We start from the raw sequence: 23,253 nt of genomic DNA, 5'->3' as shown, positions 1-23,253 counted from the left end.
GTGGGAAAGTCCGGAGCCCATCCCTAGTATGACGGGCCGTCAGAAAACGGAAGGTGCTCGCCGATGGACGCCGCGTTCACCGAGGAACAGGACGAGATCCGCCGTACGCTGCGCACACTCCTGCGGGAGCGGTGCGGGCCGGACGAGGTCAAGGCGGCGGTCCAGACCGCGCCCGGCTACGACGAGGCCCTGTGGCGGCAGCTCGCCCGGACGCTCGGGCTGCCGGGCCTGGCCCTTCCGTCGGCCTACGGGGGCGTCGGCTGTGGGGTCACCGAGCTGGCGCTGGCCTGTGAGGAGACGGGGCGCGTGCTGCTGCCCTCGCCGCTCCTGGCCACCGCCGTGTTCGCCGCGCCCCTGGTCGCCGCGGTGGGGACGGAGGCGCAGCGCGCCGAGCTGCTGCCGCGTATCGCGGAAGGCGCCCTTACGGCGGCGCTCGCGGTGCCGGGGCGCGCGCTGCCGGAAGCGCTCGGGCTCGTGGGAGCGCGGGACGGCGCATGGGCCGGTGGGGGGCGCGCGGGGGGTGTCCAGGCGCGTCCGGACAGCGACGGCGGTGTGGGGTGGCGGCTGTACGGGCAGGTGGAGCAGGTGCCCGGCGGGCACAGCGCCGAACTGCTGCTGGTCGCCGCCCGCGCCGGGGGCTATACGCGCGGGCGGACACTGCTGTTCCTCGTCCCGGCGGGGGCGGACGGGCTGGTCCGTACCCGGCTGACCGCGCTCGACGCGACGCGCCCGCAGGCCCGCATCGAGCTGCGGAACGTACCCGCCGAGCTGCTGGGGGTGGACGACGGCGGGAGCGGGGACGGGGTGGCGGAGGCGCTGGCGGCCGTGGGTACGGGGGCCGCGGCCGTGCTCGCCGCCGAGGCCGTGGGGGCGGCGGACGCGGCCCTCGCGCGGACGGTCGACTATGTGCGGGCGCGTGAGCAGTTCGGCCGCCCGATCGGCTCGTTCCAGGCGGTCAAGCACCGGCTGGCGGATGTGTACGTCGCGGTCCAGGCGGCCCGTTCGGCGGCCTACTACGCGGCTTGGGCCGCCGCCCAGGGCGGCGCGGAGGGCGCGGTCGCGTCCCAGGGCGGCGCGGAGGGCGCGGTCGCGGCCCCGGGTGGTGCGCAAGGCACGGACGCCGCGGTGGCGGGCGGGCTCGCGCTCGCGCAGGCGCTGGAGGCGCAGCGCACGGCGGCGGCCGAGGCGGTGCAGCTGCACGGCGGCATCGGCTTCACCTGGGAGCATGAGGCGCATCTCTACTTCAAGCGGGCCGCCTCCGACGAGCTGCTCTTCGGCCCCGTCCACCGGCTGCGGGCCCGGGCCGCGGAACGGGAGGGACTCTTCGGCGCGGCCGACCGCGCTCCTTACGGCGGCCATGACGGGCGCGGGGGGAACGGTGGGTACGGCGGGCGCGGTCGGCACGATGGGCCTGACAGGCGCGATAGGAACGACGGCCGGGACGGGCCGCGGAAGGCGGTGACGGTCTGATGGCCGGTTACGGCGTGAAGCTGGTCCGGAAGGTGTCCTCGACCCGCGCCTTCGCCAAGGTCGCGCCCCATGTCATCCCCGCCTTCGACCGCACCGTCCACCGGCTGACCCGCGGCAAGGTGCTGCCGAGCGCACGGATGCTGCCCGGCGTGATCCTTACCGCGCGCGGCGCGAGGTCGGGGCTTCCCCGTCGTACGCCGCTGGCCTGTATGCCGGAGGACGGCGGCACCTGGCTCCTGATCGGCAGCAACTTCGGCCGCCCGGGCCATCCGGCGTGGACGGCGAACCTCCTGAAGCACCCGCAGGCGGAGATCAGCTGGCGGGGCCGGGACATCGCCGTCCGGGCACGGCTGCTGGAGGGCGCCGAGCGCGAGGTGGCCTGGGCGGCGGCCCTCGCCTTCTGGCCGCCGTACGCGAGCTATCAGTCGCGGGTGGAGCGCGAGATCCGCCTCTTCCGCCTCCACCGCGCCGAGGAACGCTGAGCGGCCCGCCGGGCCTGTGGGGGCGCGCCGGTCCGCGGGCCTGTGGGGAGCGCTGAGCCGGTTCGCGGGGCCCGTGTGGGAGCACCGCGAGCCGGTCCGTGGCCCGTCAGCCGGGCCCATCCCTCCCCGGCGGCCCCACGACCGCTAAGCGCTGCGCGGGAAGGTGCCGCGAGGTGCGGTCGTTCATCCGCGGCTGTGGCTGGCTGGTCGCGCCCGCGCGGCGGAGCCGCACATCGACACAGCCCCGAGCCCCTTTCGCTGCGCACCCGAACCGCACCGGACGTCATCGAGGCCGCTCAGCGCCCCACGGGCACAAAAAGGCCGCGGCGGATCACTCGGGAGTGATCCGCCGCGGCGTGACAGGACGTGCGGGCTCGGCCGGGCGGCCGGCATCGAGAGGCCGGCAGGGAGGGGCCGAGGGAAGGGGCGGGAGAGGGGTGCGGATTCGTTACTTCGGCGGTTTGCGCCCGGTGACGCCGAGGTGGACGAGCCAGGTCAGGCTCGGCTTGAGATCGGCCTGCTTGACGCCCCAGCTCTGGAAGCCCTTCTGATGCGCCGCGACCGCGGCCAGCATCGCGACCAGCGAGCCCGCGATGGCCCCGGGGTTGAGGTCCTCGTCGATGCGGCCCTTGGCCTGCTGCTCCTTGACGGCGTCCGTAAGGGAGTTGGTGACGGAATTGAGGATCTTCATGCGGATCTTGTAGAACCGCTTGTCGCCCTCGGCGGCGCCCAGGTCGACCACCCGCAGGATGGCGTCGTGTTTGCGCCAGAAGGAGAGGAACCCCTCGACCAGGTCCTCCGCCGCCGCCGCGCCGGACTTGCCCGCCCATGAGCGGTCGGCGACCAGATCGGTCAGGTTCGCACCCTCCTTCGCCATTTCCTCGGCGAGCTCGAGGACGGCGCCCTCCACATCGGGGAAGTACTGGTAGAACGTCGCAGGCGAGGTCCCCGCCTTACGTGCGACATCGATGACCTTGACGTCTCGATACGGGGATGTGCTGAGCATCTCGCCGAGGCAGTCGAGCAGCTTCTGCCGCGTCGCCTGCCCGCGACGACCGGCCACCCGCCCGTCGACTGTGCGTACTTGTCCTGTCATGCCGTCAGCTTACCGAGGGGTGATCGGAGCGCGATTCGGCTGCGTGCAAATGGGGTTAGGGCGGGATGAGAGGGTTTGTGAGCCTCGCTGAGCAGGCTGGAATGGCTGATTCCGGCCCCTGTCCGCCGTCGTCAAGCCCTCAATCACTGCTCACCCACACGTGTGAATTGTGTTATCAACAGGCTGTGGATAACAACGGTGGATGACGCGGTCGGATCCGTCCTGACGCGAAAAGGATTGGCCAAATATTTCGAGTTCCGGGGCGAGCAGACCGGGCGATCCCCCGTTAGCGTGGCAAGTGAGGTAAACGAGCCAAGCGGCTCCAAACACGCGCCAAGCATCTCCAAACGGGCTGTGACCTAGCTCCGAGGACCGAGGGACGCGAGAGGACCCGGGCCATGGCGGCATTCGCGGAAGGCGTGCCCTGCTGGGCGGATGTGCTGCTGTCCGACCTCGCGGCGGGCCGGCGCTTCTACGGTGAGCTGTTCGGCTGGGCCTTTGAGGAGATCGCCACGGACTACGGCTCGTACACCCGTGCCCTCCTCGGCGGTAAGGAGGTCGCGGGGCTGGTCCCCAAGCCGGACGGCCGGATGCCCACCGTCTGGAACATCTACTTCGCCGCCCAGGACGCCGCGGCGACCGCCGCCCGGATCCGCGAGGCCGGTGGCCGGGTGATCACCCCGCCGGTGTGGATCGACCGGTTCTGCGTCATGGCGACGGCCGCCGACCCGGGCGGCGCCGTCTTCGGGGTCTGGCAGGCGGGCAGCCACACCGGCTTCGGGCGGCGCGGCGCGCCGGGTTCGTACGGCTGGACCGAGGTCCACACCCGTCAGCCGCGCGCCGTGGACGCCTTCTACCGGGCGGTCTTCGGCTACGGGATGGAGCCCCCCGCCGAGGGCGCGTCGGCCGACCTGGTCCTGTGGACGCCGCGCGGGGAGCCCCCGGACCCCCGTCACGCGATCGGCGGACGCGTCGTGATCGGCGAGGAGTACCCGGCCGTTCTGCCCGCCCACTTCCTGACGTACTTTGTGGTGGCGGACTGCGATCGGACGCTGCGCACGGCCCACCGGCTGGGCGGGCGGGTTCTCAAGACCGCCGAAGATACGCCGTACGGGCGTTTCGCGGTTCTTGCGGACAATCAGGGCGCGGCCTTCGCCGTCATCGACACCTCGACGGCAGGCTGAACCCCGGCCGGAGAACTGGGCGATACGGGCCTGAGGGCACTTAGATGATCCTCGGTCGAACCGGACGGTCCCCGGCTCCGTATCGCCCGATGACACGACGATTCGCCCCCGGGTTCGCAACCGCCGCCTTCGCCAGAGAGAATGCAGGATGCGTGCCGCCGGTTGGTTTGTCGGTGAGACGCTGCACGGGGCTGTATTTTTTCAAGCCCCCACGGGGAGGTGGCAGGCAAGTGGTGGAGCAGCTGACGCAGCACGATCCGAGGCGGATCGGCCCTTTCGAGGTGCTCGGCCGTCTCGGCGCGGGCGGCATGGGGCTGGTCTATCTGGCCCGCTCGGCATCGGGTCGACGGGTCGCGATCAAGACGGTCCGGACCGAGCTCGCTGAGGACCAGCTGTTCCGTGTCCGGTTCACCCGTGAGGTGGAGGCGGCCCGCGCGGTCAGCGGCTTCTATACGGCCGCCGTGGTGGACGCCGATCCGCGTGCCGCGGTGCCCTGGCTGGCCACGGCCTATGTGCCGGCTCCCTCCCTCGAGGAGATCATCAACGAGTGCGGGCCGATGCCGGCCCAGGCGGTGCGGTGGCTGGCGGCCGGGGTGGCCGAGGCGCTGCAGTCCATCCATGGCGCGGGCCTGGTCCACCGGGATCTGAAGCCGTCCAATGTGCTGGTCGTCGAGGACGGCCCGCGGGTGATCGACTTCGGTATCGCCTCCGGTGTGTCGAACACCCGGCTGACGATGACCAACGTCGCGGTCGGCACCCCCGCCTACATGTCGCCCGAGCAGGCGCGTGACTCACGCAGCGTGACGGGCGCGAGCGATATCTTCTCGCTCGGCTCGACCCTGACCTTCGCGGCCACCGGGCATGCGCCCTTCCACGGCGCCAACCCGGTGGAGACCGTGTTCATGCTGCTGCGCGAGGGCCCCGACCTGACCGGGCTGCCCGACGAGCTGCGGCCGCTCATCGAGTCGTGCATGCAGATGGAGCCCGAGCGGCGGCCGTCCCCGGCCGATCTGCAGTCCCAGCTGGCTCCGCATCTGTTCGCCTCCAACGCCGACGACAGCGGTACGGCCTCGGCCTGGCTGCCGCCCGGCGCCGTCGCGCTCATCGAGCGCAAGCGCAGCGGCCGCAACCAGGTGCGCGGCTCCACCCGGCCCGCCTCCGGAGGCGGCCGTCCCGGGGTCGCCGGGCACGCCGCGAACGACGGCGGCAGGCCGTCCGCGCCGCTTCCGCCGGAGCGTCCGCCCACGCCGCCGCCCTCGTACGCCCCCGCCGCGGGAGGTCCCGCGGAGGGCCATGGCGGGCGGCACGGCGCGGCCGCGGGCGGGCCCGCGGGTGCGGGCGGCTGGGAGCCCGTGGGCGTGGGCGATCCGCGCGGGGGTCTGCGCGCGCCGGAGGCCGCGAGCCCGCCGAGCGCGCTGGGCTCCATCGGGCCCGGGCGGCACGCCGCCCCGTCCGCCGCCGCCGCGCCCGCTCCGGCGCCCGCCGGGGCCGACGGATCGGTGCGGCTGCCCGGTTCGCCGGTGCCGATCGGCCCGGGGCTCCGGGCCGACCAGGCGCGGGATCCGCAGCCCCAGCACGGCACCGGGCCCGCGACCGGCTGGGTGCGCCCGCCGGCCGGGGTGACCACCGGAGGGCTGAACGGAGGCGACGGCACGGCCGCCGTCCCGCCGCCGACCCACTCCCCGCCGGCCGAGCCGCCCGAGCCGCACGCGGCGGGAGCCGGGCACGGCCGTTGGCGCCCGTGGCGGTTCCGGATGTCCAACGACGTCTGGGGTACCCCTGCGGTGGCCGGCGATCTGCTCTATGTGACCTCGTTCGAGGTACACGCGCTGGACGTGGCCACCGGCCGGCGCCAGTTCAAGACCCGCGACGTGGCGTGGGCGATGGCCGTGGAGAACGGCCGGATCCATGCCTCCGACGGCCCCACGCTGTACGCGCTGGACGCGGAGGACGGCGCCGAGCGCTGGCGGCTGTCGACCGACGGCTGGGTCTACTCCCTCAAGGTCGACCGCGGCACGGTCGTCACCGGAACGCGCGGCGGTGGCGTCCAGGCGTGGGAGGCGGCCAACGGCGAGCTGCTGTGGGAGATGCAGGGCCTCCAGACCGACTTCGAGACGCCCGAGTCCGGCCCGGCCGTCCACGACGGCACGGTGTATGTGTGGGCGGACGCGCGGCTGCGCGCACTGGAGGCGCGCACCGGCGCGGAGCGCTGGTCGTATCCGGTGGGCGACGCGGCGTCCTGCGGGGGTGTGCCGCTGCGTCTGCTGGCGGCGCCCGACGGGGTGGTCTACGTCTCGGCGGGGACGCGGGTGCTCGCGCTCGACGCCGCCCGCGGGGATGTGCGGTGGCGTTTCGAGGCGCCCGCCGTCTTCCTGTGCGCCCCCGCGTACGCGCCGGGGCCCGCGGTGACCGGCGGCGGCATCTACATCGCCGACTATCTGGGCACGGTGTACGCGCTGGACGCGGCGAACGGCCGCGACCGCTGGCGCATCGCCACCGAGGCCCGGCAGTCGATCGAGCCGGTGCTGGTGGCCGACGGTTCGGTCCATCTGGGCAGCGGCAGCGCGCTCTACACGCTCGACGCGGTCACCGGCACGCCCAAGTGGCGGTTCGCGGCGGGCGGCGAGGTCATCGGCTCACCGGTGGTCGCCGACGGCCGGGTCCACTTCGGCTCGGCCGACCACTGCCTCTACACGGTGGACGCGGCGGGCGGACAGCTGCGCTGGAAGCTGGCGACCGGCGGCGAGATCACCGGGTCCCCGGTGGCCGCCGGGGGTGTGGTGTACGCCTGCAGCAAGGACCGCTGTGTCTACGCGCTGGACGCGGTCAAGGGCACGGGCCAGTCGCGGCCGTCGGGCGGCCGGGCCTGACCCACCTCCAGGGACGACGCGCCGGGGCGGCTGGTCGCGGGCTGTGTCCCTGACAATTCCTGCTACGGTTGCGGGCGTTCATCGACCTCCTGGGAGCCGGGAGGTCGATGGGTAACTCTCTGCGCGGTCTTCGGGGGACGGGGTCTGTGATGCGGCGTGGTCTACGGCTGGCGGCCGTGCTCACCGTGGTGCTGGTGGCGCTGACCGGGTTCAAGGGGCGTGGCCATGGCCACGGGGGTGGCGGAGGCGGCTGTTCCAGCTCCTCCTCGCACCACTCGGGGTCGGGCTCGGGTTCCAGTTCCGGCTCGGGTGGCTACTCGGACTCCGACGACGAGAGCTCCACCACCGGTTCGGGCTCCGGCGGTTCCCGCTACCGCGACTACGACGATGACGACTACGGCTCCAGCCCGTCCAGTGGCAGCTCGTCGCCCAACGCGCCCCGGACGACCGTCGTCCTCTGCGCGGGCAAGGACAAGAGCGGCCATCCTGCGGCGACCGTGAAGGTGCGCAACCGCTCGGGCGGGGCCGACACCTTCCTCGTCGACATGAGCTTCCAGGACCGGGACGGCTCGACCCTGACCACCGGGCGCGCCGATGTGCGGGTCCCCGCGGGGAAGTCGAGGACCGTACGGGTGCCGCTCGATGATCCCTCGGTGTCGGGAACCGTGGTGCGGTGCGAGGTCGTCTCCGTCCTCTGAGAGCCGGGCCAGGCGCGCTCGTAGGTGACTTTGGGGTAGCAAAGCCCGTTGCTAGGGTGGCGTGCACTTGTCAACCAGCCCTGGCTGGCTTGAATGTGTCTTTTCAACGGGGGTAATGCCATGCAACGCCGCTCCATGCGGATATTCGCCGTCGCCCTGGTCGGGCTCATCGCGCTGACCGGCTGCGGAAAGAAGGGCCGAAGCCACGACAGCGGCCTCGGCGGGTTCGTCTCGGGCGGGAGCGGCGGCGACAACCCGGCGTCCGGTCCCACCGACCTTCCCACCGGCCTGCCGACCGACTTGCCCAGCGGAGTCCCCTCCGACCTCGACGTGCCGTCGTACGGGGCCCCCTCGCCCTCCTACACCTACTCCGCGCCGCCCACCTACAACTCGGACGGCACGAACGACATCACCGCCACCGGCTGCGACTACGACGAGTCGACCCACTCGTTCCAGTACACCCTCAACCTCAGGAACCCCGAGACGCAGTCCATGCACTACTCGATCACCATCGAGTGGGAGAACCAGAGCGGCGGCAGCCTGCTGGGATCCGACTACAAGTCCGTCACCGTGGCATCCGGCAGCAGCCAGACCCTCAGCGCCACCTCCTACCGCTACCTCACCGAGCAGACCTCCTTCACCTGCAAGGTCACCTCGGCGCTCAAGTACCCGAGCTCCACCTGAGGCCCCGAGCCGATCCGGGGCCGGTGGGCTCACCGCGTACGGAAGCCGGGCGTACGGGCCGCGAAGAGCGCGGCCTGGCACCCCGGCGGCAGATTGCCCAGCGCGATCAACTGCGGGGCCTGCGCGAGCGCCTGGGCCAGCGCCGCCTCCTTCGCCGCCCATAGCGCCCTTACGGTGCCCTGCACCGCCTCCGTCGGGTACGACGCGATGACCGACGCGGCGCGCATGGCCGCCGTAAGGGCCTCACCGGCCGGGACCACCTCGCTGACCAGGCCCGTCTCATACGCCCGCCGGGCCGAGAGCCGCTCCGCGGTCCCCATCAGCGCCATCCGCGCGACCTCGCCCATCGGCATCCGCTGTGCCATATAGACGGCCTCGTAGGCGCTGACCATCCCATAGCTGGTGTGCGGATCGAAGAAGGCCGCCGTCTCGTCGGCGACGATGAACTCGGCCTCGCCCAGCAGATAGAACGCCCCGCCGCACGCCATTCCGGCCACCGCCGCGACCACCGGCTTCCACAGGTCGTTCGCCTTGGGCCCGACGGTGCGCAGCGGATCGTCCATCGCGTAGGGCGACGGCGGCTGCGCGACCTCCACCGAGCGGTCGATGCCGGTGCTGAAGGCCCGGCCGCCCGCGCCGGTGAGGACGACGGCCCGGACCGCGCCGTCGTGGCGGAAGCGCCGCCATACGGCCGTCAGTTCGCCGACCGTCTCCAGGTCGATGGCGTTGTGCCGCTCGGGCCGGTCGAGGGTGACGACCGCGACCCCGGCCTCCTCCACCCGGGTGCGGACCGTCATGGCCGCTCCAGGAGCCAGCGCACCACCGTGAGCCCGCCGTCCGCCGCGTGGAAGGCGGCCTTCACGGGCGCGCCGATGCGGATCCGCTCCGGCGGGACCGAGTTCAGCGCGGCGTCCGCGCTGGCGACCAGATTGCCCACCAGCCGGATGCGCGGGGCGTCCGCGAGCTCCACGAGGACGACGTTGTAGGGCGCCTGGGCCGCGTAGGCGGGCAACAGCGGGGGATGGGGCAGCACGTACGACCAGATCCGGCCACGGCCGCTCAACTTTTTCCACAGGCAGTCGAAGGACTGGCAGTGGGGGCAGCAGGGCCGGGGCGGGAAGCGCGGTTCGTCGCAGTCGGCGCAGCACTGGACGCGCAGTTCGCCGCGCGCCGCGTAGGCGAAGAAGGGCGCCCCGTCCTCGTCGGGCACGGGCGCAAGCAGCCCGTCGGACCCCTCGCCTCCGCCGTTCGCGGCCGTCGTCGCGGCCGTCGTCGCGGCCGTCGTCGTGTCCGTTGTCGCGCCCGTCGTCGTGTCGAGCTGTGTCATGGCGTCGGTCAACTCCTCATCAGCAGGGCCGATGTGGGAACCCCTTCACCCGCCGTGACCAGGCAGGTCGTGGCGCCGGGGACCTGGGCGGTGCCGGTGCCGCGCAGCTGTCTGACCCCTTCGGTGATGAGGTTGAAGCCATGGACGTACGCCTCGCTGAGGCCGCCCCCGCCGGTGTTGAGCGGCAGCCGTCCGCCGATCTCCAGCGCGCCCCCCTCGGTGAAGGCGGCGCCCTCGCCGCGGCCGCAGAAGCCGTAGCCCTCCAGCGAGAGCGGGATCAGCGGGGTGAACGCGTCGTAGATCTGCGCCACATCCACATCCTGCGGCCCGAAGTCGGCGGTTTTCCACAGCCGGCGGGCGGCGGTCCAGGAGGGGCCGGTGAGCGGGTCGTCGTTCCAGTAGTTGACCATCCCGTGGTGTTGGGCGGGCAGCCCCTGGGCGGCGGAGTGGACGTACACGGGTCGTTGCCGGCAGTCGCGCGCCCGCTCGGCCGACACCACCACACAGGCCAGTGCGCCATCGGTCTCCAGGCAGTTGTCGAAGAGGCAGAGGGGCTCGCTGATCCAGCGCGCGGTCATATACATCTCGCGGGTCAGCGGGCGGTCGTACATGATCGCGGCGGGGTTCTGATTGGCCCGGTTGCGGCAGGCCAGCGCCACATTGAAGAAGTGATCGCGGGTCGCGCCGTACTCATGCATATAGCGCCGGGCCAGCAGCCCGATCTCATCGGCCGGGCGCAGCAGCCCGTACGGCCGGGTCCACTGGGCCGGGGTGGGCAGCTGTGCCCGGGTGTTGGTCCAGGGGCGCGGTCCGCTGCCGCGTTTGCGCGACCGCCAGGCCACCCCGACGCTCGCCTGTCCGGTGGCGATCGCGGCGGCCAGATGCGCGACGGTCGCACAGGAACCGCCGCCCCCGTAGCCGACCTTGCTGAAGAAGGTCACATCCCCGGCGCCGATGGCCTTGGCGACCTCGACCTCGTCGGTCTCCTCCATGGTGTACGAGGCGAAGGCGTCCACCTCGGACGGGGCGATACCGGCGTCGTCGAGGGCGGCCAGGATCGCCCGGCAGGCCAGGGTCTTCTCGGACTCGGGGAGGCGTTTGGCGAACGGGGTCTGCCCGATGCCCGCTATCGCCGTCGCGTCCTTCAAGGTCGCCCCCGCCGCCGTCCCTGTCGCCGTAGCCGTAGCCGCTGCAGTCGCCCCCGCCGCCGTCCTCGTCGCCCCCATGGCCGCCTCCGTGGTCGCGTTCACCGGTGCTGACAGCGGGGAAGGCTACCGCTAATCTGACGGGTAGTCAGCTAGTGGGGTCGTCCGTCCCGGGTTCCGGGGAGGGGAGCGGTCCGATGCAACGGATGGCACAGGGGAACACCGTCCCGGCCCTGATCCGGGCGGCGGTCGAGCGATACGGCCCGGCCGAGGCCGTGGTCGAGGGCCGCGCCCGGATCTCGTACGCCGAACTCGGCGCCCGGATCGAACGGGCCGCGGCCGCGTGCGTCGCCTCGGGCCTCGAACCCGGCGACCGCGCCGCGATCTGGGCGCCCAACACCACCGACTGGATCGTGGCGGCGCTCGGCGCGGTCACCGCGGGCGGTGTGCTGGTCCCGGTCAACACCCGCTTCAAGGGCGCGGAGGCGGCGTATGTGCTGCGCCGCACCCGGGCCTCGCACCTGTTCATCACCGGCACCTTCCTGGGCACCTCGTATGTGGCGTCGCTGCGCCGGGCGGCGGGGGACGGGACGGGCCACGGCCCCCTGCCGCGCCTGCCCTACCTGCGGGAGGTGGTGGTCCTCGCCGACAACGGCCCCGAGGACTTCCGCACCTGGAAGGAGTTCCTGGCGCTGGGCGACGCCGTAGCGCCGGAGCAGGTCCGGTCCCGGGCGGAGGCGGTGCGCCCCACGGACCCGTCCGACATCACCTTCACCTCCGGCACCACCGGCCGGCCCAAGGGCGTGGTGACCACGCACTTCCAGACCGTGCGGGTCTTCGACACCTGGAGCGAGATCACGGGGCTGGCGGCGGGCGATCGCTATCTGATCGTGAACCCGTTCTTCCACACCTTCGGCTACAAGGCGGGCATCATCGCCTGTCTGAGCCGCGGCGCCACGATGGTGCCGCAGCCGGTCTTCAGTGTGGAGACCGCCCTGGCCAACATCGCCGCCGAGCGCATCACCGTCCTCCCCGGCCCGCCCACCCTCCACCAGTCGCTCCTCGACCACCCGTCCCGGGCCGGCCATGACCTGTCCACGCTGCGCCTGGTCGTCACCGGCGCCGCCGTGGTCCCGCTGGAGCTGGTGGAACGGCTGCGCTCGGAGCTCGGGGTCGCCACCGTCCTGACGGCGTACGGCCTGACGGAGGCGTCCGGCACCGTCACGATGTGCCGCCGTGGCGATCCGCCCGAGGTCATCGCGGGCACGGCCGGCCGTGCGATTCCGGACACCGAGGTCAAGATCGCCCTTCCCGCCGGACGCGAACTCCCGCCGGGGCGGCCGGGCGAGGTCTGGGTCCGCGGCTACCACATCACCCCCGGCTACTTCGAGGATCCGATCGCCACGTCCCGCACCATCACCCCCGACGGCTGGCTGCGGACCGGCGATGTCGGGGTGATGGACGAGCAGGGCAATCTGCGCATCACCGACCGCATCAAGGACATGTTCATCGTCGGCGGCTTCAACGCCTATCCCGCCGAGATCGAGCAACTCATCGCCCGCCACCCCGATGTGGCCGATGTCGCCGTCGTCGGCATCCCGGACGCGCGCCTGGGCGAGGTGGCCAAGGCGTACGCGGTCCGCCGCCCGGACTCGACGCTGACGGCGGACGATCTGATCGCCTGGTCGCGCCGGGAGATGGCCAACTACAAGGTGCCGCGGCAGGTGGTGTTCCTGGCCGAGCTGCCGCGCAACGCCAGCGGCAAGGTCCTCAAGGCCGAGCTGCGCGCGGGCCGGTCACTCTCGTAAGACCCCAGCCGCCGCCGAGGGCGTGCGCGGGCGTGGCATCACCAAGGGGCCGTGGCATCACACGTGGGCCGGGGCATCACCAAGGGGCCGGGCATGTTCGCCCGGCCCCTTCGGCCTGCGTAAGTCGTCTCGCCGCGCCTACTGCGGGCTGGTGGGAGCATGGCCCTCGCCCTGCGGGGCGGGGGCGGCAGCAGTGGCGTATTCGCTACTGTCCGCGCCGACGATGGGGGTGTGACTATCGCTTGCAGCTGCGAATGCGGCTGTCTGGCTTGTGGCTCCGACCGCGGCACCTATCGCGATAATCAAGGTCGCAATGCCCTTTGTGGCACGAGTCATTCCGGTTCCTCCGATACGGGGGGTGATTATCTATTTTGTACTGCAAATTAACAAAGAGGGGTACGTGTGTTCGGCCATCTGGCCGGAACTGGTCGAAGCTTGGCGGAAAGGGGGCCCGCCTGGTGGTGCGCGGAGCCGTTCGTCCGGAGGTGCCCGCACAGAGGGGCCGACGCCGATGACGTCCCCTCCGCGTCATCGACATCGGCCCCGCGGTTACCTGGTGGATACGAACGGCGTTCCGTGGTGGCCCTACTGGGGTGCCGAGGGAGTGTGACCCTCACCCTCGGCGCTCAGCTGCGGCGGTGCCGGGGTGTGACCCTCGCCCTTGGTGCTGAGCTGCGGCGGCGCGGGCGTGTGGCCCTCCCCCTGGGTGCTCAGCTGCGGCGGCGCCGGGGTGTGGCCCTCGTCCATCGTGCTGAGCTGCGGAGGTGCGGGCGTGTGCCCTTCCCCCTGAGTGATCAGCTGCGGCGGGGCGGGCGTGTGGCCTTCGCCCTGGGTGGCCACCTGGGGCGGCGCCGGCGTGTGGCCCTCGTCCTGAGGAGTGAGGGTCGCCGGGTCGGCCTCCAGTGGCCGGTAGGTGTCGGACTGGGGCTTCTTGTCCGTGTCTGTCACGATCAACTCCATCGGATGCTCTGGTCGGTAGAGGCCCGTTGACACCCGCCCGGCGACTCCCCCGTGGGTCGCCGGACAGGTGTCTCAAAAGGGCCGCCCACCTTACGGTGTGACCTCGCAACCGACCCGTCTGCCCCCCGCGGGGACGGGTCGACCGGTACTAAGACTCCCGGACGGCGATAAACGATTGATGAACGGTCGGCGGGACGCGCGATTATGCCGCGGTCGCGGGGGTCAGCAGCCCCCGGACGTCCTCCGCCTCCGGTGCTCCCAGCCGCTCGTGGATCGACAGCGCCTCACGCCAGCAGGCGTCCGCGCGCTCGTTCTGGCCGAGCTCCAGCAGCGCCTTGCCGAGCAGCGTCAGCACGATGGCCCGGCGCCACTCGCCCCCGATGCCCCGTAGGGCGAGGGCCTGTTCGGCGTGGGTGGCGGCCTCCGCCGGGCGCCCGATGGACAGCTGCGCCTCGGCCATCCGCTGGTGGGTCATGCCCTCCCACAGCGGCTGGCGGTGCTCACGGAAGAGGCCGAGGGCCTCGGTGAGCTGCTCCAGGGCGAGCGTCAGGCTTCCGGCCCCGGTCAGGGCGATACCCAGCGCGTACTTGCCGTTGGCCAGGCGCAGGGTGCGCCCCAGGCTTCCGTAGATCCGCACGCCCTGCCGGGCCAGGTCCACGGCGCTGTCGATCCGGCCCATCTCCACATACGCGCGGGACAGGTTGCACAGCGCGCTGGCCTCGCCGGGCTGGTCGTCCACGGCCCGGTAGGCGTCGATGGCGCGGAGGAAGTGCCGCTCCGCGTCGTCCCAGCGGGTGCGGCTGAGGTGCGCGATGATGCCGCGCTCGGTGAGGGCGCGCCCCATGGTCACGTGGTCCTCGACCGTGGAGCCCAGGGCCAGGGCGCGCTCCGCCTCGGCGTCGGCCTCCTCCAGCCGGCCGGTGAGGTTGCGCACCTTGGCCAGGCAGGTGCGGGCCCGGCCCTCGGCCCGGGTGTCGCCGACCGTGTGTGCCGTCTCGCTGACGACGCGGGCGACGGCCTCGTAGCGCGGGGCGTTGGCACCGGATTCGGCCAGGTCCATGGCGGCGAGCAGCAGATCCGCCGCCCGGCCCAGGGTGGTGCCCGAGGCGGCCTGCTGGGCGCAGGCCAGCAGGCAGTCGGCCTCGGTGAACAGCCAGTCCAGGGCGGCGCCCTGATGCGGGAAGACCAGCCCGGGGTGGTCGGCGGGCGCCAGGTGGTCGCCCAGCCGGTCGCCCGGCCGCTCCATGGCGTACACCCGCGCCGCCGTGGCGAGGTAGAAGTTCAGCAGCCGGGAGAGCGCCGCCTCGCGTTCCGCGGCCGACTGGTGCCGCTCCGCGCGGTCACGCGCGTAGAGCCGTACGAGGTCGTGGAAGCGGTAGCGGCCGGGCGCCGCGGACTCCAGCAGGGAGGCGTCGACCAGGGACTCCAGGAGCTCCTCGGCGTCGAAGGTGTCCAGCTGCAGGACGACGGCCGCCGCGGCGAGCGAGATGTCGGGGCCGTCCGCCAGCCCCAGCAGCCGGAACGCCCGGGCCTGCGGCGGCTCCAACTGGCCGTAGCCCAGCTCGAAGGTGGCCCGTACGGCCAGGTCGCCCGCGCGCAGCTCGTCCAGCCGCCGGCGCTGGTTGGCGAGCTTGCGCGCCAGCGTGGAGACGGTCCAGGTGCGGCGCGAGGCCAGCCGGGAGGCCGCGATCCGGATGGCCAGCGGCAGGAAACCGCAGGCCGCCACCACGTCCATGGCCGCGTCGCGCTCGGAGCTGACCCGCTCCGCGCCGACGATGCGGGTGAAGAGGACCAGCGCCTCCTCGGGGCTCATCACATCCAGGTCGACCAGGTGGGCGCCCTCCAGGTCGACCATCCGGGTCCGGCTGGTGATCAGCGCGGCGCACCCGGGCGTACCGGGCAGCAGCGGCCTGACCTGCGCGGCGTCGCGTGCGTTGTCGAGCAGTGTGAGCACCCGGCGGCCGTCCAGCATCGAGCGGTAGAGCGCGGCCCGCTCGTGGACGCCCTCGGGGATCGCGCTGTCCGGGGTGCCGAGGGCGCGCAGGAAGGCGCCCAGGATCGCGTTGGGCTCCGCGGGCACCGGACCGGCGCCCTGGAGGTCGACGTAGAGCTGGCCGTCGGGGAAGTGGGCGCGGGCCGCGTGGGCGACGTGCACGGCGAGCGTCGTCTTGCCGACCCCGCCGATTCCGGCCACTGCTGACACGGCCATGACACGCCCCTCGGCGGTGGCGAGCTCATCGCTCAGCTCCTCGACGAAGGCGACCCGGCCGGTGAAGTCCGCGACCGTGGCGGGCAGCTGGGCCGGCCGCACGAAGGTGGGCCCGGCGTGCGTGCGGTCGTCCACCGGACTCGCCAGCTCGGCGTCCGCCTGCAGAATCCGCTGATGCAGCTCGGAGAGCTCCGGGCAGGGGTCCACGCCGAGATCCTCGGCGAGCAGCCGCCGGGTGTCGTTGTACACCGCCAGGGCCTCGGCCTGCCGTCCGCTGCGGTAGAGCGCCAGCATCAGCAGCTCGCGCAGCCGCTCCCGGAGCGGATGGGCGGCGGTCAGCGCGGTGAGCTCGGAGACCACCTCGGTGTGGTGGCCCAGCTCCAGGTCGAGATCGAGTCTGGTCTCGGTGAGCACGAGCTGCCACTCCGACAGCCGGGCGCGCTGCGTCGTGGCGTAGGGCCCCGACAGCCCGGCCAGGGCCTCGCCGTCCCAGAGGTCCAGCGCCCGGCCGATGAGCTCATGGGCGCGCAGCCGGTCGCCCGAGTGCCGGGCCTTCTCCGCCTCCGTCGCCAGGCTCTCGGCCACATCGATGTCCAGGGCGCCGAGGCCCACTTGGACCGCGTAGCCGCCCGATTCGCTGACCAGGATGTCCGAATGCGGGGCGAACGCCTTGCGCAGCCTGGAGGCGTAGGTGCGCAGGGCCGCGATCGCGGCGTCCGGCGGATCGTCGCCCCACAGGGCGTCGACGAGTTCGGGGGCGGTGGCGGTGCGCCCGCCGCGCAGCAACAGAGCGGCGAGCAGGGCTCTTTGCTGCGGTGACCCGGTGCTCAGCTGTTCCTCGCCCCGAAAGGCCCGTACCGGTCCGAGCACGGTGAAGCGCAAGGACTGCTCCCGCGCCCGCTCCTTCTCGCCGGCCATGGTCTCCCCCTGCCTCCGCTCCCAGTTGCACGGGCCAGTTTGCCTTGCCGATACCCCTCACGTCAGTAGGGGCCGGACCTCTCCACAAGGCCCGCCCGACTTCGAGACCTCCGTTTGCCGACGGATCGTCAGTTCCAGGGCCCGCTTTCGGACACCGGGGGGCCGACTCCAAAGGCGTCCCGATGGCCGGGATGGGGATCCGTGGCCGCCGGGAGGTCCGGTGCCGAGGCCGCCAGCAGCTGGCGCACCTCCTCGGGCTCCGGCGATCCCAGCCGTTCGCGAAGGGCTTGCGCCTGGTTCCAGTACTCCTGGGCCCGGCTTCGCTGTCCGGCCGCCATCAGGGCCTTCGACAACACGGTGAGAAAGGAGAAGCGCCGCCACTCGCCGCCGAGACCGCCCAGGGCGAGGGACTGTTCGGCATGCGCGACCGCCTTGGTGGGGCGATGGGCTGCCAGATGCATTTCGGCCAGCCGGAAATGTGCCATGCCTTCCCACAGCGGCTGCCGGGCTTCGCGGAACAGGTCGAGCGCCTCGGTGAGGTGAACGGCCGCCTCTTCCAGGCGGTGGGCACGCGTCAGCGCGATGCCGAGGGTGTACATCCCGTTGGCGAGCCGCAAGGGGGCGCCGAGCCTGCGGTAGATGGCGAGCCCCTGCTCGGCCAGTTCCACCCCGCTCCGGGTGCGGCCCCGGCTCACATGGAGCCGGGAGAGGTTGGCCAGGGCGCTCGCCTCACCGGCCTCGTTGGCATCGGCGCGGAACGCCTCGAGGGCCTGTCCGAGGAACCGCTCCGCGTCGTCGTACCGCCCCAGGCCGTTGGTGACGATGCCGAGCTGGTTGGAGGCGCGGCTGGCGATCACCGGATCCTCCCCGTCCAGCTCCAGGGCGAGCCGAAGCTCGCGCTCGGCCTGGGCGTACCGGCCCGTGAAGCTGTACAGATGCCCCAGCGCCGAGCGGGCGCGGGCCTCGGTACGGGAGTCCCCGGCGGCGTGGGCCGCGTCGCCGGCCGCCCGCGCCACCGTTTCGTACTGCCGCGGCCGGGCCCCGGACTCGGCCAGGTCCAGCGCGCCCAGCAGCAGATCCCCGGCGCGGCGGCGGGTGGTCTCCTCCCCGGTGCACCGGGGCACGCAGTCGAGCAGGCAGTCGCCCTCCGCGAAGAGCCAGTCCAGGGCGGCCTTCGAGGTCTCGAAGCACAGCCCGGGATGGCCGGTGGGCTCCAGGTGCTCGACCATACGGTCCCCGGGCCGCTCCATGGCGTACACCCGCGCCGCCGTGGCGAGGTAGAAGTCCAGCAGCCGCGACAGCGCCTCCTCGCGCTCCGCCGCCGCCTGCGACTCCCGCTCGGCGCAGGCCCGTGCGTAGAGCCGTACGAGGTCATGGAACCGGTAGCGCCCCGGTACGGCGGACTCCAGCAGCGAGATGTCCACGAGGGAGGTGAGGAGCCGGGCGGTCTCCTCGACGTCGAGGCCGAGCACCGCGCCCGCGGCCGGCAGCGAGATGTCCGGGCCGCCGACCAGGCCGAGGAGGCGGAAGGCGCGGGCCTGGGCCGGGTCGAGCTGTCCGTAGCCGAGCCCGAAGGTCGCCTTGACCGCCAGATCCCCGGCCCGCAGCTCGTCCAGCCGCCGGCGCTCGTCGGCGAGTTTGCGGGCGAGAACGGAGACGGTCCAGGTGCGCCGGGAGGCGAGCCGGCAGGCCGCGATGCGGATGGCGAGCGGGAGGTGGGAGCAGGACGCCACCACCTCCATGACCGCCGCGCGCTCGACCGTCGCCCGCTCCTCGCCCACGATCAGCGCGAAGAGGGCGAACGCCTCCGTCGGGCTCATCGCGTCCAGGTCGACCAGGTGGGCACCGTCCAAGTCGGCCATATGGGCGCGGCTGGTGATCAGCGCCAGGCACTCCGGTGCGCCCTCGCCCGGGAGCAGCGGCCTCACCTGGGCGGCGTCGCGGGCGTTGTCCAGCAGGACGAGGACCCGGCGGCCTTCGAGAGTGGCGCGGTAGAGCGCGGTGCGCTCCTCGGTGCCGTCCGGGATGGCGGCGTCGGGGGTGCCGAGCGAGCGCAGGAAGGCGCCGAGCACGGTTTCGGGGTCGGCGGGGGAGGAGCCCGCACCGCCGAGGTCGATGTAGAGCTGGCCGTCGGGGAAGTGGTGGCGGGCGGTGTGCGCGAAGTGGACGGCCAGGGCGGTCTTGCCGATGCCTCCGATACCGGCGATGGCGATGGCGGCCGGCCGGTCGGAGGCGGGCGCCAGCCGGTCGTTCAGCTCCCGTACGAGGTCCTCGCGGCCGGTGAAGTCGGCCACCGCGGCCGGCAGTTGCGCGGGGCGGACGGCGGTGGTGACGGCGGCCAGGGGGCGTTGCGGGCGGCCCACGGCGGTGGGCCGGGAGAACGCGGCGGCGGGTTGTGGGGCGGCGTGCGGCCGGAGGCCGGGGACGGCATCGGCGCGGTAGCGGCTCTCCCACTCCAGCTCGATCCGCGTCCGGTCGAGGGCGGGGTCCGGGTCCTCGCCGAGGGCGAGGTTCGCCTCGTCACCGCGCCACGACCGGTCCGGTACGGATCCGGTGGAACCTATCCGCCGCCCCAGGCGCTCGTCGCCGACCATGGTGCCCCCCGCACACGCTTCCTCGCTGTACGGCCAGTCTGCCGTGCCCGTGGGCCGTACGTCAGTAAAGAGTGCGACGTGTCCGTGGCATTCGCCCGATCCTCGCGGGAGGCGTCCAGTGAGCTGACGATCCGTCAGATCGGCGCTACCGTGCAGTCATGGAGAGCTTCCCGAAGATAATCTCGGTGGACGACCACACGGTTGAGCCCCCTCACGTCTGGCGGGACCGCCTCCCGTCGAAGTACCGCGACACCGGGCCGCGCATCGTCCGGGCGCCGCTGAAGGAGATGACCTTCATCGGCGGCCGGTTCGCCCCGAAGATGGGCGCGCCCGGGGACGACGGGCCGCTCGCGGACTGGTGGGTGTACGAGGAGCTGCACCGGCCGCTGACCCGGCTGGACACCGCCGTCGGATACGACCGGGACGAGGTCAGGCTCGAGGCCATCACCTATGAGCAGATGCGGCCCGGCTCCTTCTCGGTGCCGGACCGGCTCGCGGACATGGACGTCAACCACGTCCAGTCGGCGCTCTGCTTCCCGACCTTCCCCCGTTTCTGCGGGCAGACCTTCACCGAGGCCGCCGACCGCGAGCTGGGGCTGCTCGGGGTCCGGGCGTACAACGACTGGATGGTGGAGGAGTGGTGCGGCCCCGAGGCCCGGGGCAGGCTGATCCCGCTGATCATCGTCCCGCTGTGGGACGCCGAGCTGGCCGCCGCCGAGGTGCGGCGGAACGCGGCGCGCGGGGTGCGGGCCGTCTGCTTCTCGGAGATCCCGCCGAACCTGGGGCTGCCGTCGATCCACACCGACGACTGGGACCCCTTCCTCGCCGCGTGCGACGAGACCGGCACGGTCATCGCGATGCACATCGGCTCCTCCTCCCGGATGCCCTCGACCTCCGCGGACGCGCCCCCCGCGGTCGGCTCCACGATCACCTTCGCCAACTGCTGCTTCTCGATGGTCGACTGGCTGATGAGCGGGAAGTTCGAGCGCTTCCCGAATCTCAAGGTGATGTACGCGGAGGGCCAGATCGGCTGGATCCCCTACATCCTCGAGCGCGCCGATGTGGTGTGGGAGGAGAACCGGGGCTGGGGCGGAGTGGCCGACAAGGTGCTGCGCCCGCCGTCCGAGCTGTTCGCGGAGCATGTGTACGGCTGCTTCTTCGACGACGCCTTCGGGCTGCGCAACCTCGACGCGATCGGGGTCGGCAACGTGCTGTACGAGACGGACTATCCGCACTCCGACTCCACCTGGCCCACGTCGCGCGAGGTCGGTGAGGCGCAGATGGGACATCTGGCGCCGGACGTCGTGGAGCGGATCGTGCGCGGCAACGCGATCGAGCTGCTGGGGCTCACGGCGGACGGGCTCTGGGCGGGGGCGCCGGGGGTGTAGCCCCGGGCCGTCCCGGGCGGGAGACTGGCGCCGGGCGGCCCGGGTGGCGGGGGAGTGGCGCCGGGCCGCCAGGCTTCCGTGGCGCCTTGGTCACGGAGGAGCAAGGAAGCGGTCACTGCCGGTCAATGACACCCTCCGGGAGCTCCGGCAGGCTGTGGGGCACACCGGCCCTCCCCCTCCCAACGCCGTCACCCACCCCTACGAAGTGACAGGGGCCGTGGGTGGTGTGGAGGGCCGGGAGTCCGTGCGCACCGGGCGCCGCGGGGTTGCGCCCGGCGCGCGGGACACCAGCGCCAGGTGCCGGTAGTCGCTGGGCGGCATGCCGTACCCGGCGCGGAAGGCGCGGCTGAAGACGGCGGGGTGGGCGAAGCCCCAGCGGGCGGCGAGTTCGTGGATGGGGACGGTAAGGAGGCCCGGGTCGGTGAGGTCGCGCCGGACGCGGTCCAGCCGCTGCTGCCGGATCCATGCGGAGACCGTGGTGTCGCGGGCGCGGAAGAGGCGGTGCAGATATCCGACGGAGATGTGGTGCGCGGCGGCGATGGTGGCCGGTGACAGCCCCGGGTCGGACAGGTTCCGCTGGATGAAGCTCTGCACCCGTAAGGCCAGCGTGTGCCGGTGGGTCTCGGGCGGCAGGGCGTCGTCGGCCTCGACGGCCTGGGCCAGCAGCGCCGCCGCCAGGTCGATCAGTACGGTCCCCAGCCGCGGGCCGTCGGAGGGGCCGTAGGAGCCGCGGTCCGCGGCCAGCCGGGCGAGGAACCCGGTCAGCAGGGCGCCGACGCCCTCGCGCGCCGGGATGGGCCGGGCGAGCAGGCGGTCGATCCGGTCGTGCGGGACCGGGATCAGGGCCTTGGGGATCTCCAGGCCCACGCCTCCGGGCGGGCCGCCGAAGGCCAGGCAGTCGAAGGGGCGTGAGGTGTCGACGACGTAGAGCCCCTGCGCGGTGTGCGCGGCCTCCTGGCGGGACTGGGAGACCTGGAGGTTTCCCTCCTGGACGAACGAGAAGTGGTACAGCTCGGGGTCGGACTGCCGGATGAGCTTGGGGGTGCGCCGGAAGTTCATTTCACGGAACTTGGTGGGCCATACGGAGGCGGCGCCGAAGTCGAGGATGCGCACCTCTCCCCGGAAGTCACGGGTGTAGTCGCTGCTCATCTCCATCGGCGCCATGAGTTGTGCCATCTGCTCACGCCAGAAGTCGAACCGATCCGCTCTGGGCAGATCCTCGCAGCGGAAGACCGTCTCGATCATCACGTGCCCCTCTGTGTGCCCCTTACCGTGCCCTCCGTGGTGGCCCCTGAGCGGGGCGGCGGGCGATGGGCCCGAGGTCCGAACGTCCGTACGCTAGCAGGGCCTCGCAATGCGGGACGAGACCGCCATACCCCTTGTCTGATGCACCGTCAGATATCACTATGGCCGACGTCCGATACGACGATGGCGGTCCACCGACGAGGAGGCCCGGCATGCGCGTCCTGCCCCGGGGCCGGTTGAGCTACGGCATGCAGCTGCCCGTCCAGTCGCAGTCCACCCTTTACGCCGAGCCGTGGGAGGCGGCGGCCGGTCCGGCCGAGCTGCTCGCGGTCGCCCGCGCCGCCGACCGGCTCGGCTTCGCCTACCTCGCGGTCTGCGACCATGTCGCGATCCCGCGGCGGCTGGCCGCCGCGATGGGCACCGTCTGGTACGACCCGGTGGCCACCCTCGGCTGGCTCGCCGCGGCCACCGAGCGGGTGCGGCTGCTCAGCCATGTGGCGGTCGCCGCGCTGCGGCATCCGCTGCTGACCGCCAAGCAGTACGCGACGCTCGACCAGCTCTCCGGCGGCCGGCTGATCCTCGGGGTCGGGGCCGGGCATGTGCGGGAGGAGTTCGAGGCGCTCGGGGTGGACTTCGCCCGGCGCGGGGCGCTGCTGGACGAGACGGTCGACGCGCTGAAGGCGTCGCTGGGGCCGGAGGAGTTCCCCGACTTCCGCGGGGAGCGGTTCGCGTTCAGCGGTCTGGGGCAGGCCCCGCGCCCCGTCCAGACGCCACGGCCCCCGCTGTGGATCGGCGGCTCCTCGCCCGCGGCGGTGCGCCGGGCGGCGATCCGGGGCGACGGCTGGCTGCCCCAGGGAGATCCACGGGACCGGCTGCCCGGCCAGATCGCCCGGCTGCGCGCGCTGCGGGACGAGGCGGGGATCGACGAGCCCGCCGAGATCGGCGCGATCACCGAGCCGCTGTACGTGGGCGAGCCCGGCTGGAACGTGGGGCGCCGGACCCTGACCGGCGCGCCGGAGCGGCTGGCCGAGAGCCTGCGCGCCTACGCCGCGATGGGGGTGGACCAGATCCAGGTGCGGTTCCGCTGCCGGGACCACACCGAACTGACCGACCAGATGGCGGCCTTCGCCGCCGATGTCGCTCCGCACCTCGATGACCAGCTCGATGACTAGCTC

At 72.8% G+C, this 23,253-nt stretch carries 16 protein-coding genes and 1 pseudogene; 9 read left to right on the top strand and 8 right to left on the bottom strand.

Features of this window, described 5'->3' with window-relative positions:
- Nucleotides 1-63: 63 nt before the first annotated feature.
- Together J8403_RS18365 and J8403_RS18360 are read left to right on the top strand one after the other, a co-directional pair.
- Complete coding sequence (locus J8403_RS18365; protein ID WP_211124156.1) at nt 64-1,470, top strand: acyl-CoA dehydrogenase family protein; 1,407 nt, start codon at nt 64-66, stop codon at nt 1,468-1,470.
- Nucleotides 1,470-1,952: a nitroreductase family deazaflavin-dependent oxidoreductase gene (locus J8403_RS18360; RefSeq protein ID WP_211124155.1), complete on the top strand. Its 483-nt coding sequence runs from the start codon at nt 1,470-1,472 to the stop codon at nt 1,950-1,952. The genes J8403_RS18365 and J8403_RS18360 overlap by 1 nt, the downstream gene beginning before the upstream one ends.
- Before the next feature lie 448 nt (nt 1,953-2,400).
- Here the strand turns inward: J8403_RS18360 and J8403_RS18355 are convergent, their stop codons facing one another.
- Nucleotides 2,401-3,048 (bottom strand): TetR family transcriptional regulator, encoded by a 648-nt coding sequence (locus J8403_RS18355; protein ID WP_211124154.1) that lies wholly within the window; start codon nt 3,046-3,048, stop codon nt 2,401-2,403.
- A 398-nt stretch (nt 3,049-3,446) separates the two neighbouring features.
- On the opposite strand from J8403_RS18355, the gene J8403_RS18350 reads away from it, so the two are divergent.
- The 4 genes from J8403_RS18350 (at nt 3,447) to J8403_RS18335 (ending at nt 8,484) form a co-directional block, all read left to right on the top strand.
- Nucleotides 3,447-4,232: a VOC family protein gene (locus J8403_RS18350; RefSeq protein ID WP_211124153.1), complete on the top strand. Its 786-nt coding sequence runs from the start codon at nt 3,447-3,449 to the stop codon at nt 4,230-4,232.
- Nucleotides 4,233-4,462: 230 nt separating this feature from the next.
- Nucleotides 4,463-7,102, top strand: coding sequence for a protein serine/threonine kinase AfsK (afsK, locus tag J8403_RS18345; protein ID WP_211124152.1), 2,640 nt, complete (start codon nt 4,463-4,465; stop codon nt 7,100-7,102).
- A gap of 149 nt (nt 7,103-7,251) precedes the next feature.
- Nucleotides 7,252-7,800: a hypothetical protein gene (locus tag J8403_RS18340; RefSeq protein WP_211124151.1), complete on the top strand. Its 549-nt coding sequence runs from the start codon at nt 7,252-7,254 to the stop codon at nt 7,798-7,800.
- A gap of 120 nt (nt 7,801-7,920) precedes the next feature.
- Complete coding sequence (locus J8403_RS18335) at nt 7,921-8,484, top strand: hypothetical protein (protein ID WP_093463967.1); 564 nt, start codon at nt 7,921-7,923, stop codon at nt 8,482-8,484.
- A gap of 29 nt (nt 8,485-8,513) precedes the next feature.
- Here the strand turns inward: J8403_RS18335 and J8403_RS18330 are convergent, their stop codons facing one another.
- From J8403_RS18330 to J8403_RS18320, 3 genes are read right to left on the bottom strand one after another with little or no spacing between them, the layout of a single operon-like run.
- Nucleotides 8,514-9,281, bottom strand: a complete 768-nt coding sequence (locus J8403_RS18330; RefSeq protein ID WP_211124150.1) for an enoyl-CoA hydratase/isomerase family protein — start codon at nt 9,279-9,281, stop codon at nt 8,514-8,516.
- Nucleotides 9,278-9,811 carry a Zn-ribbon domain-containing OB-fold protein gene (locus tag J8403_RS18325; protein WP_246585891.1) on the bottom strand — a complete coding sequence of 178 codons (534 nt, stop codon included), beginning with the start codon at nt 9,809-9,811 and terminating at the stop codon, nt 9,278-9,280. The genes J8403_RS18330 and J8403_RS18325 overlap by 4 nt, the downstream gene beginning before the upstream one ends.
- Nucleotides 9,812-9,819: 8 nt before the next feature.
- On the bottom strand, nt 9,820-11,037 hold the full coding sequence (locus J8403_RS18320; RefSeq protein ID WP_246585890.1) for a lipid-transfer protein: 1,218 nt from the start codon (nt 11,035-11,037) through the stop codon (nt 9,820-9,822).
- A gap of 116 nt (nt 11,038-11,153) precedes the next feature.
- Between J8403_RS18320 and J8403_RS18315 the strand changes: the two genes are divergently transcribed.
- Nucleotides 11,154-12,764 (top strand): FadD3 family acyl-CoA ligase, encoded by a 1,611-nt coding sequence (locus J8403_RS18315; RefSeq protein WP_211124148.1) that lies wholly within the window; start codon nt 11,154-11,156, stop codon nt 12,762-12,764.
- A 585-nt stretch (nt 12,765-13,349) separates the two neighbouring features.
- On the opposite strand, the gene J8403_RS18310 is transcribed toward J8403_RS18315, so the two are convergent.
- The 3 genes and pseudogenes from J8403_RS18310 to J8403_RS18300 all read right to left on the bottom strand — a co-directional run bounded on the left by J8403_RS18310 (nt 13,350) and on the right by J8403_RS18300 (nt 19,445).
- Nucleotides 13,350-13,712 carry a hypothetical protein gene (locus J8403_RS18310; protein WP_211124147.1) on the bottom strand — a complete coding sequence of 121 codons (363 nt, stop codon included), beginning with the start codon at nt 13,710-13,712 and terminating at the stop codon, nt 13,350-13,352.
- A 214-nt stretch (nt 13,713-13,926) separates the two neighbouring features.
- Nucleotides 13,927-16,896 (bottom strand): annotated as a pseudogene (gene afsR, locus J8403_RS18305) (SARP-family global regulator AfsR); the annotation flags it as partial.
- Nucleotides 16,897-16,979: 83 nt separating this feature from the next.
- On the bottom strand, nt 16,980-19,445 hold the full coding sequence (locus J8403_RS18300) for an ATP-binding protein (RefSeq protein WP_211124145.1): 2,466 nt from the start codon (nt 19,443-19,445) through the stop codon (nt 16,980-16,982).
- 158 nt (nt 19,446-19,603) lie between these two features.
- On the opposite strand from J8403_RS18300, the gene J8403_RS18295 reads away from it, so the two are divergent.
- Entirely contained in the window at nt 19,604-20,833 is a 1,230-nt protein-coding gene (locus tag J8403_RS18295; protein ID WP_211124144.1) for an amidohydrolase family protein, read from the top strand.
- Nucleotides 20,834-21,031: 198 nt separating this feature from the next.
- On the opposite strand, the gene J8403_RS18290 is transcribed toward J8403_RS18295, so the two are convergent.
- Entirely contained in the window at nt 21,032-22,078 is a 1,047-nt protein-coding gene (locus J8403_RS18290) for an AraC family transcriptional regulator (RefSeq protein ID WP_211124143.1), read from the bottom strand.
- Between the two features lie 212 nt (nt 22,079-22,290).
- Here J8403_RS18290 and J8403_RS18285 point away from each other — a divergent pair, with 212 nt between their 5' ends.
- Nucleotides 22,291-23,250: an LLM class F420-dependent oxidoreductase gene (locus J8403_RS18285; protein WP_211124142.1), complete on the top strand. Its 960-nt coding sequence runs from the start codon at nt 22,291-22,293 to the stop codon at nt 23,248-23,250.
- Nucleotides 23,251-23,253: the final 3 nt, after the last annotated feature.

The organism is Streptomyces yatensis, assembly GCF_018069625.1.
In the GTDB taxonomy this organism is placed as follows: domain Bacteria; phylum Actinomycetota; class Actinomycetes; order Streptomycetales; family Streptomycetaceae; genus Streptomyces; species Streptomyces yatensis.
This window is presented reverse-complemented; position numbering and strand designations above follow the sequence as displayed.

Bases quoted from the DNA above. Each gene is read 5' to 3' on its own strand.
- J8403_RS18365 (WP_211124156.1), top strand. From the start codon at position 64: ATGGACGCCGCGTTCACCGAGGAACAGGACGAGATCCGCCGTACGCTG.
- J8403_RS18360 (WP_211124155.1), top strand. From the start codon at position 1,470: ATGGCCGGTTACGGCGTGAAGCTGGTCCGGAAGGTGTCCTCGACCCGC.
- J8403_RS18355 (WP_211124154.1), bottom strand. From the start codon at position 3,048: ATGACAGGACAAGTACGCACAGTCGACGGGCGGGTGGCCGGTCGTCGC.
- J8403_RS18350 (WP_211124153.1), top strand. From the start codon at position 3,447: ATGGCGGCATTCGCGGAAGGCGTGCCCTGCTGGGCGGATGTGCTGCTG.
- J8403_RS18340 (WP_211124151.1), top strand. From the start codon at position 7,252: ATGCGGCGTGGTCTACGGCTGGCGGCCGTGCTCACCGTGGTGCTGGTG.
- J8403_RS18335 (WP_093463967.1), top strand. From the start codon at position 7,921: ATGCAACGCCGCTCCATGCGGATATTCGCCGTCGCCCTGGTCGGGCTC.
- J8403_RS18330 (WP_211124150.1), bottom strand. From the start codon at position 9,281: ATGACGGTCCGCACCCGGGTGGAGGAGGCCGGGGTCGCGGTCGTCACC.
- J8403_RS18325 (WP_246585891.1), bottom strand. From the start codon at position 9,811: ATGACACAGCTCGACACGACGACGGGCGCGACAACGGACACGACGACG.
- J8403_RS18320 (WP_246585890.1), bottom strand. From the start codon at position 11,037: ATGGGGGCGACGAGGACGGCGGCGGGGGCGACTGCAGCGGCTACGGCT.
- J8403_RS18315 (WP_211124148.1), top strand. From the start codon at position 11,154: ATGCAACGGATGGCACAGGGGAACACCGTCCCGGCCCTGATCCGGGCG.
- J8403_RS18300 (WP_211124145.1), bottom strand. From the start codon at position 19,445: ATGGTCGGCGACGAGCGCCTGGGGCGGCGGATAGGTTCCACCGGATCC.
- J8403_RS18295 (WP_211124144.1), top strand. From the start codon at position 19,604: ATGGAGAGCTTCCCGAAGATAATCTCGGTGGACGACCACACGGTTGAG.
- J8403_RS18290 (WP_211124143.1), bottom strand. From the start codon at position 22,078: ATGATCGAGACGGTCTTCCGCTGCGAGGATCTGCCCAGAGCGGATCGG.
- J8403_RS18285 (WP_211124142.1), top strand. From the start codon at position 22,291: ATGCGCGTCCTGCCCCGGGGCCGGTTGAGCTACGGCATGCAGCTGCCC.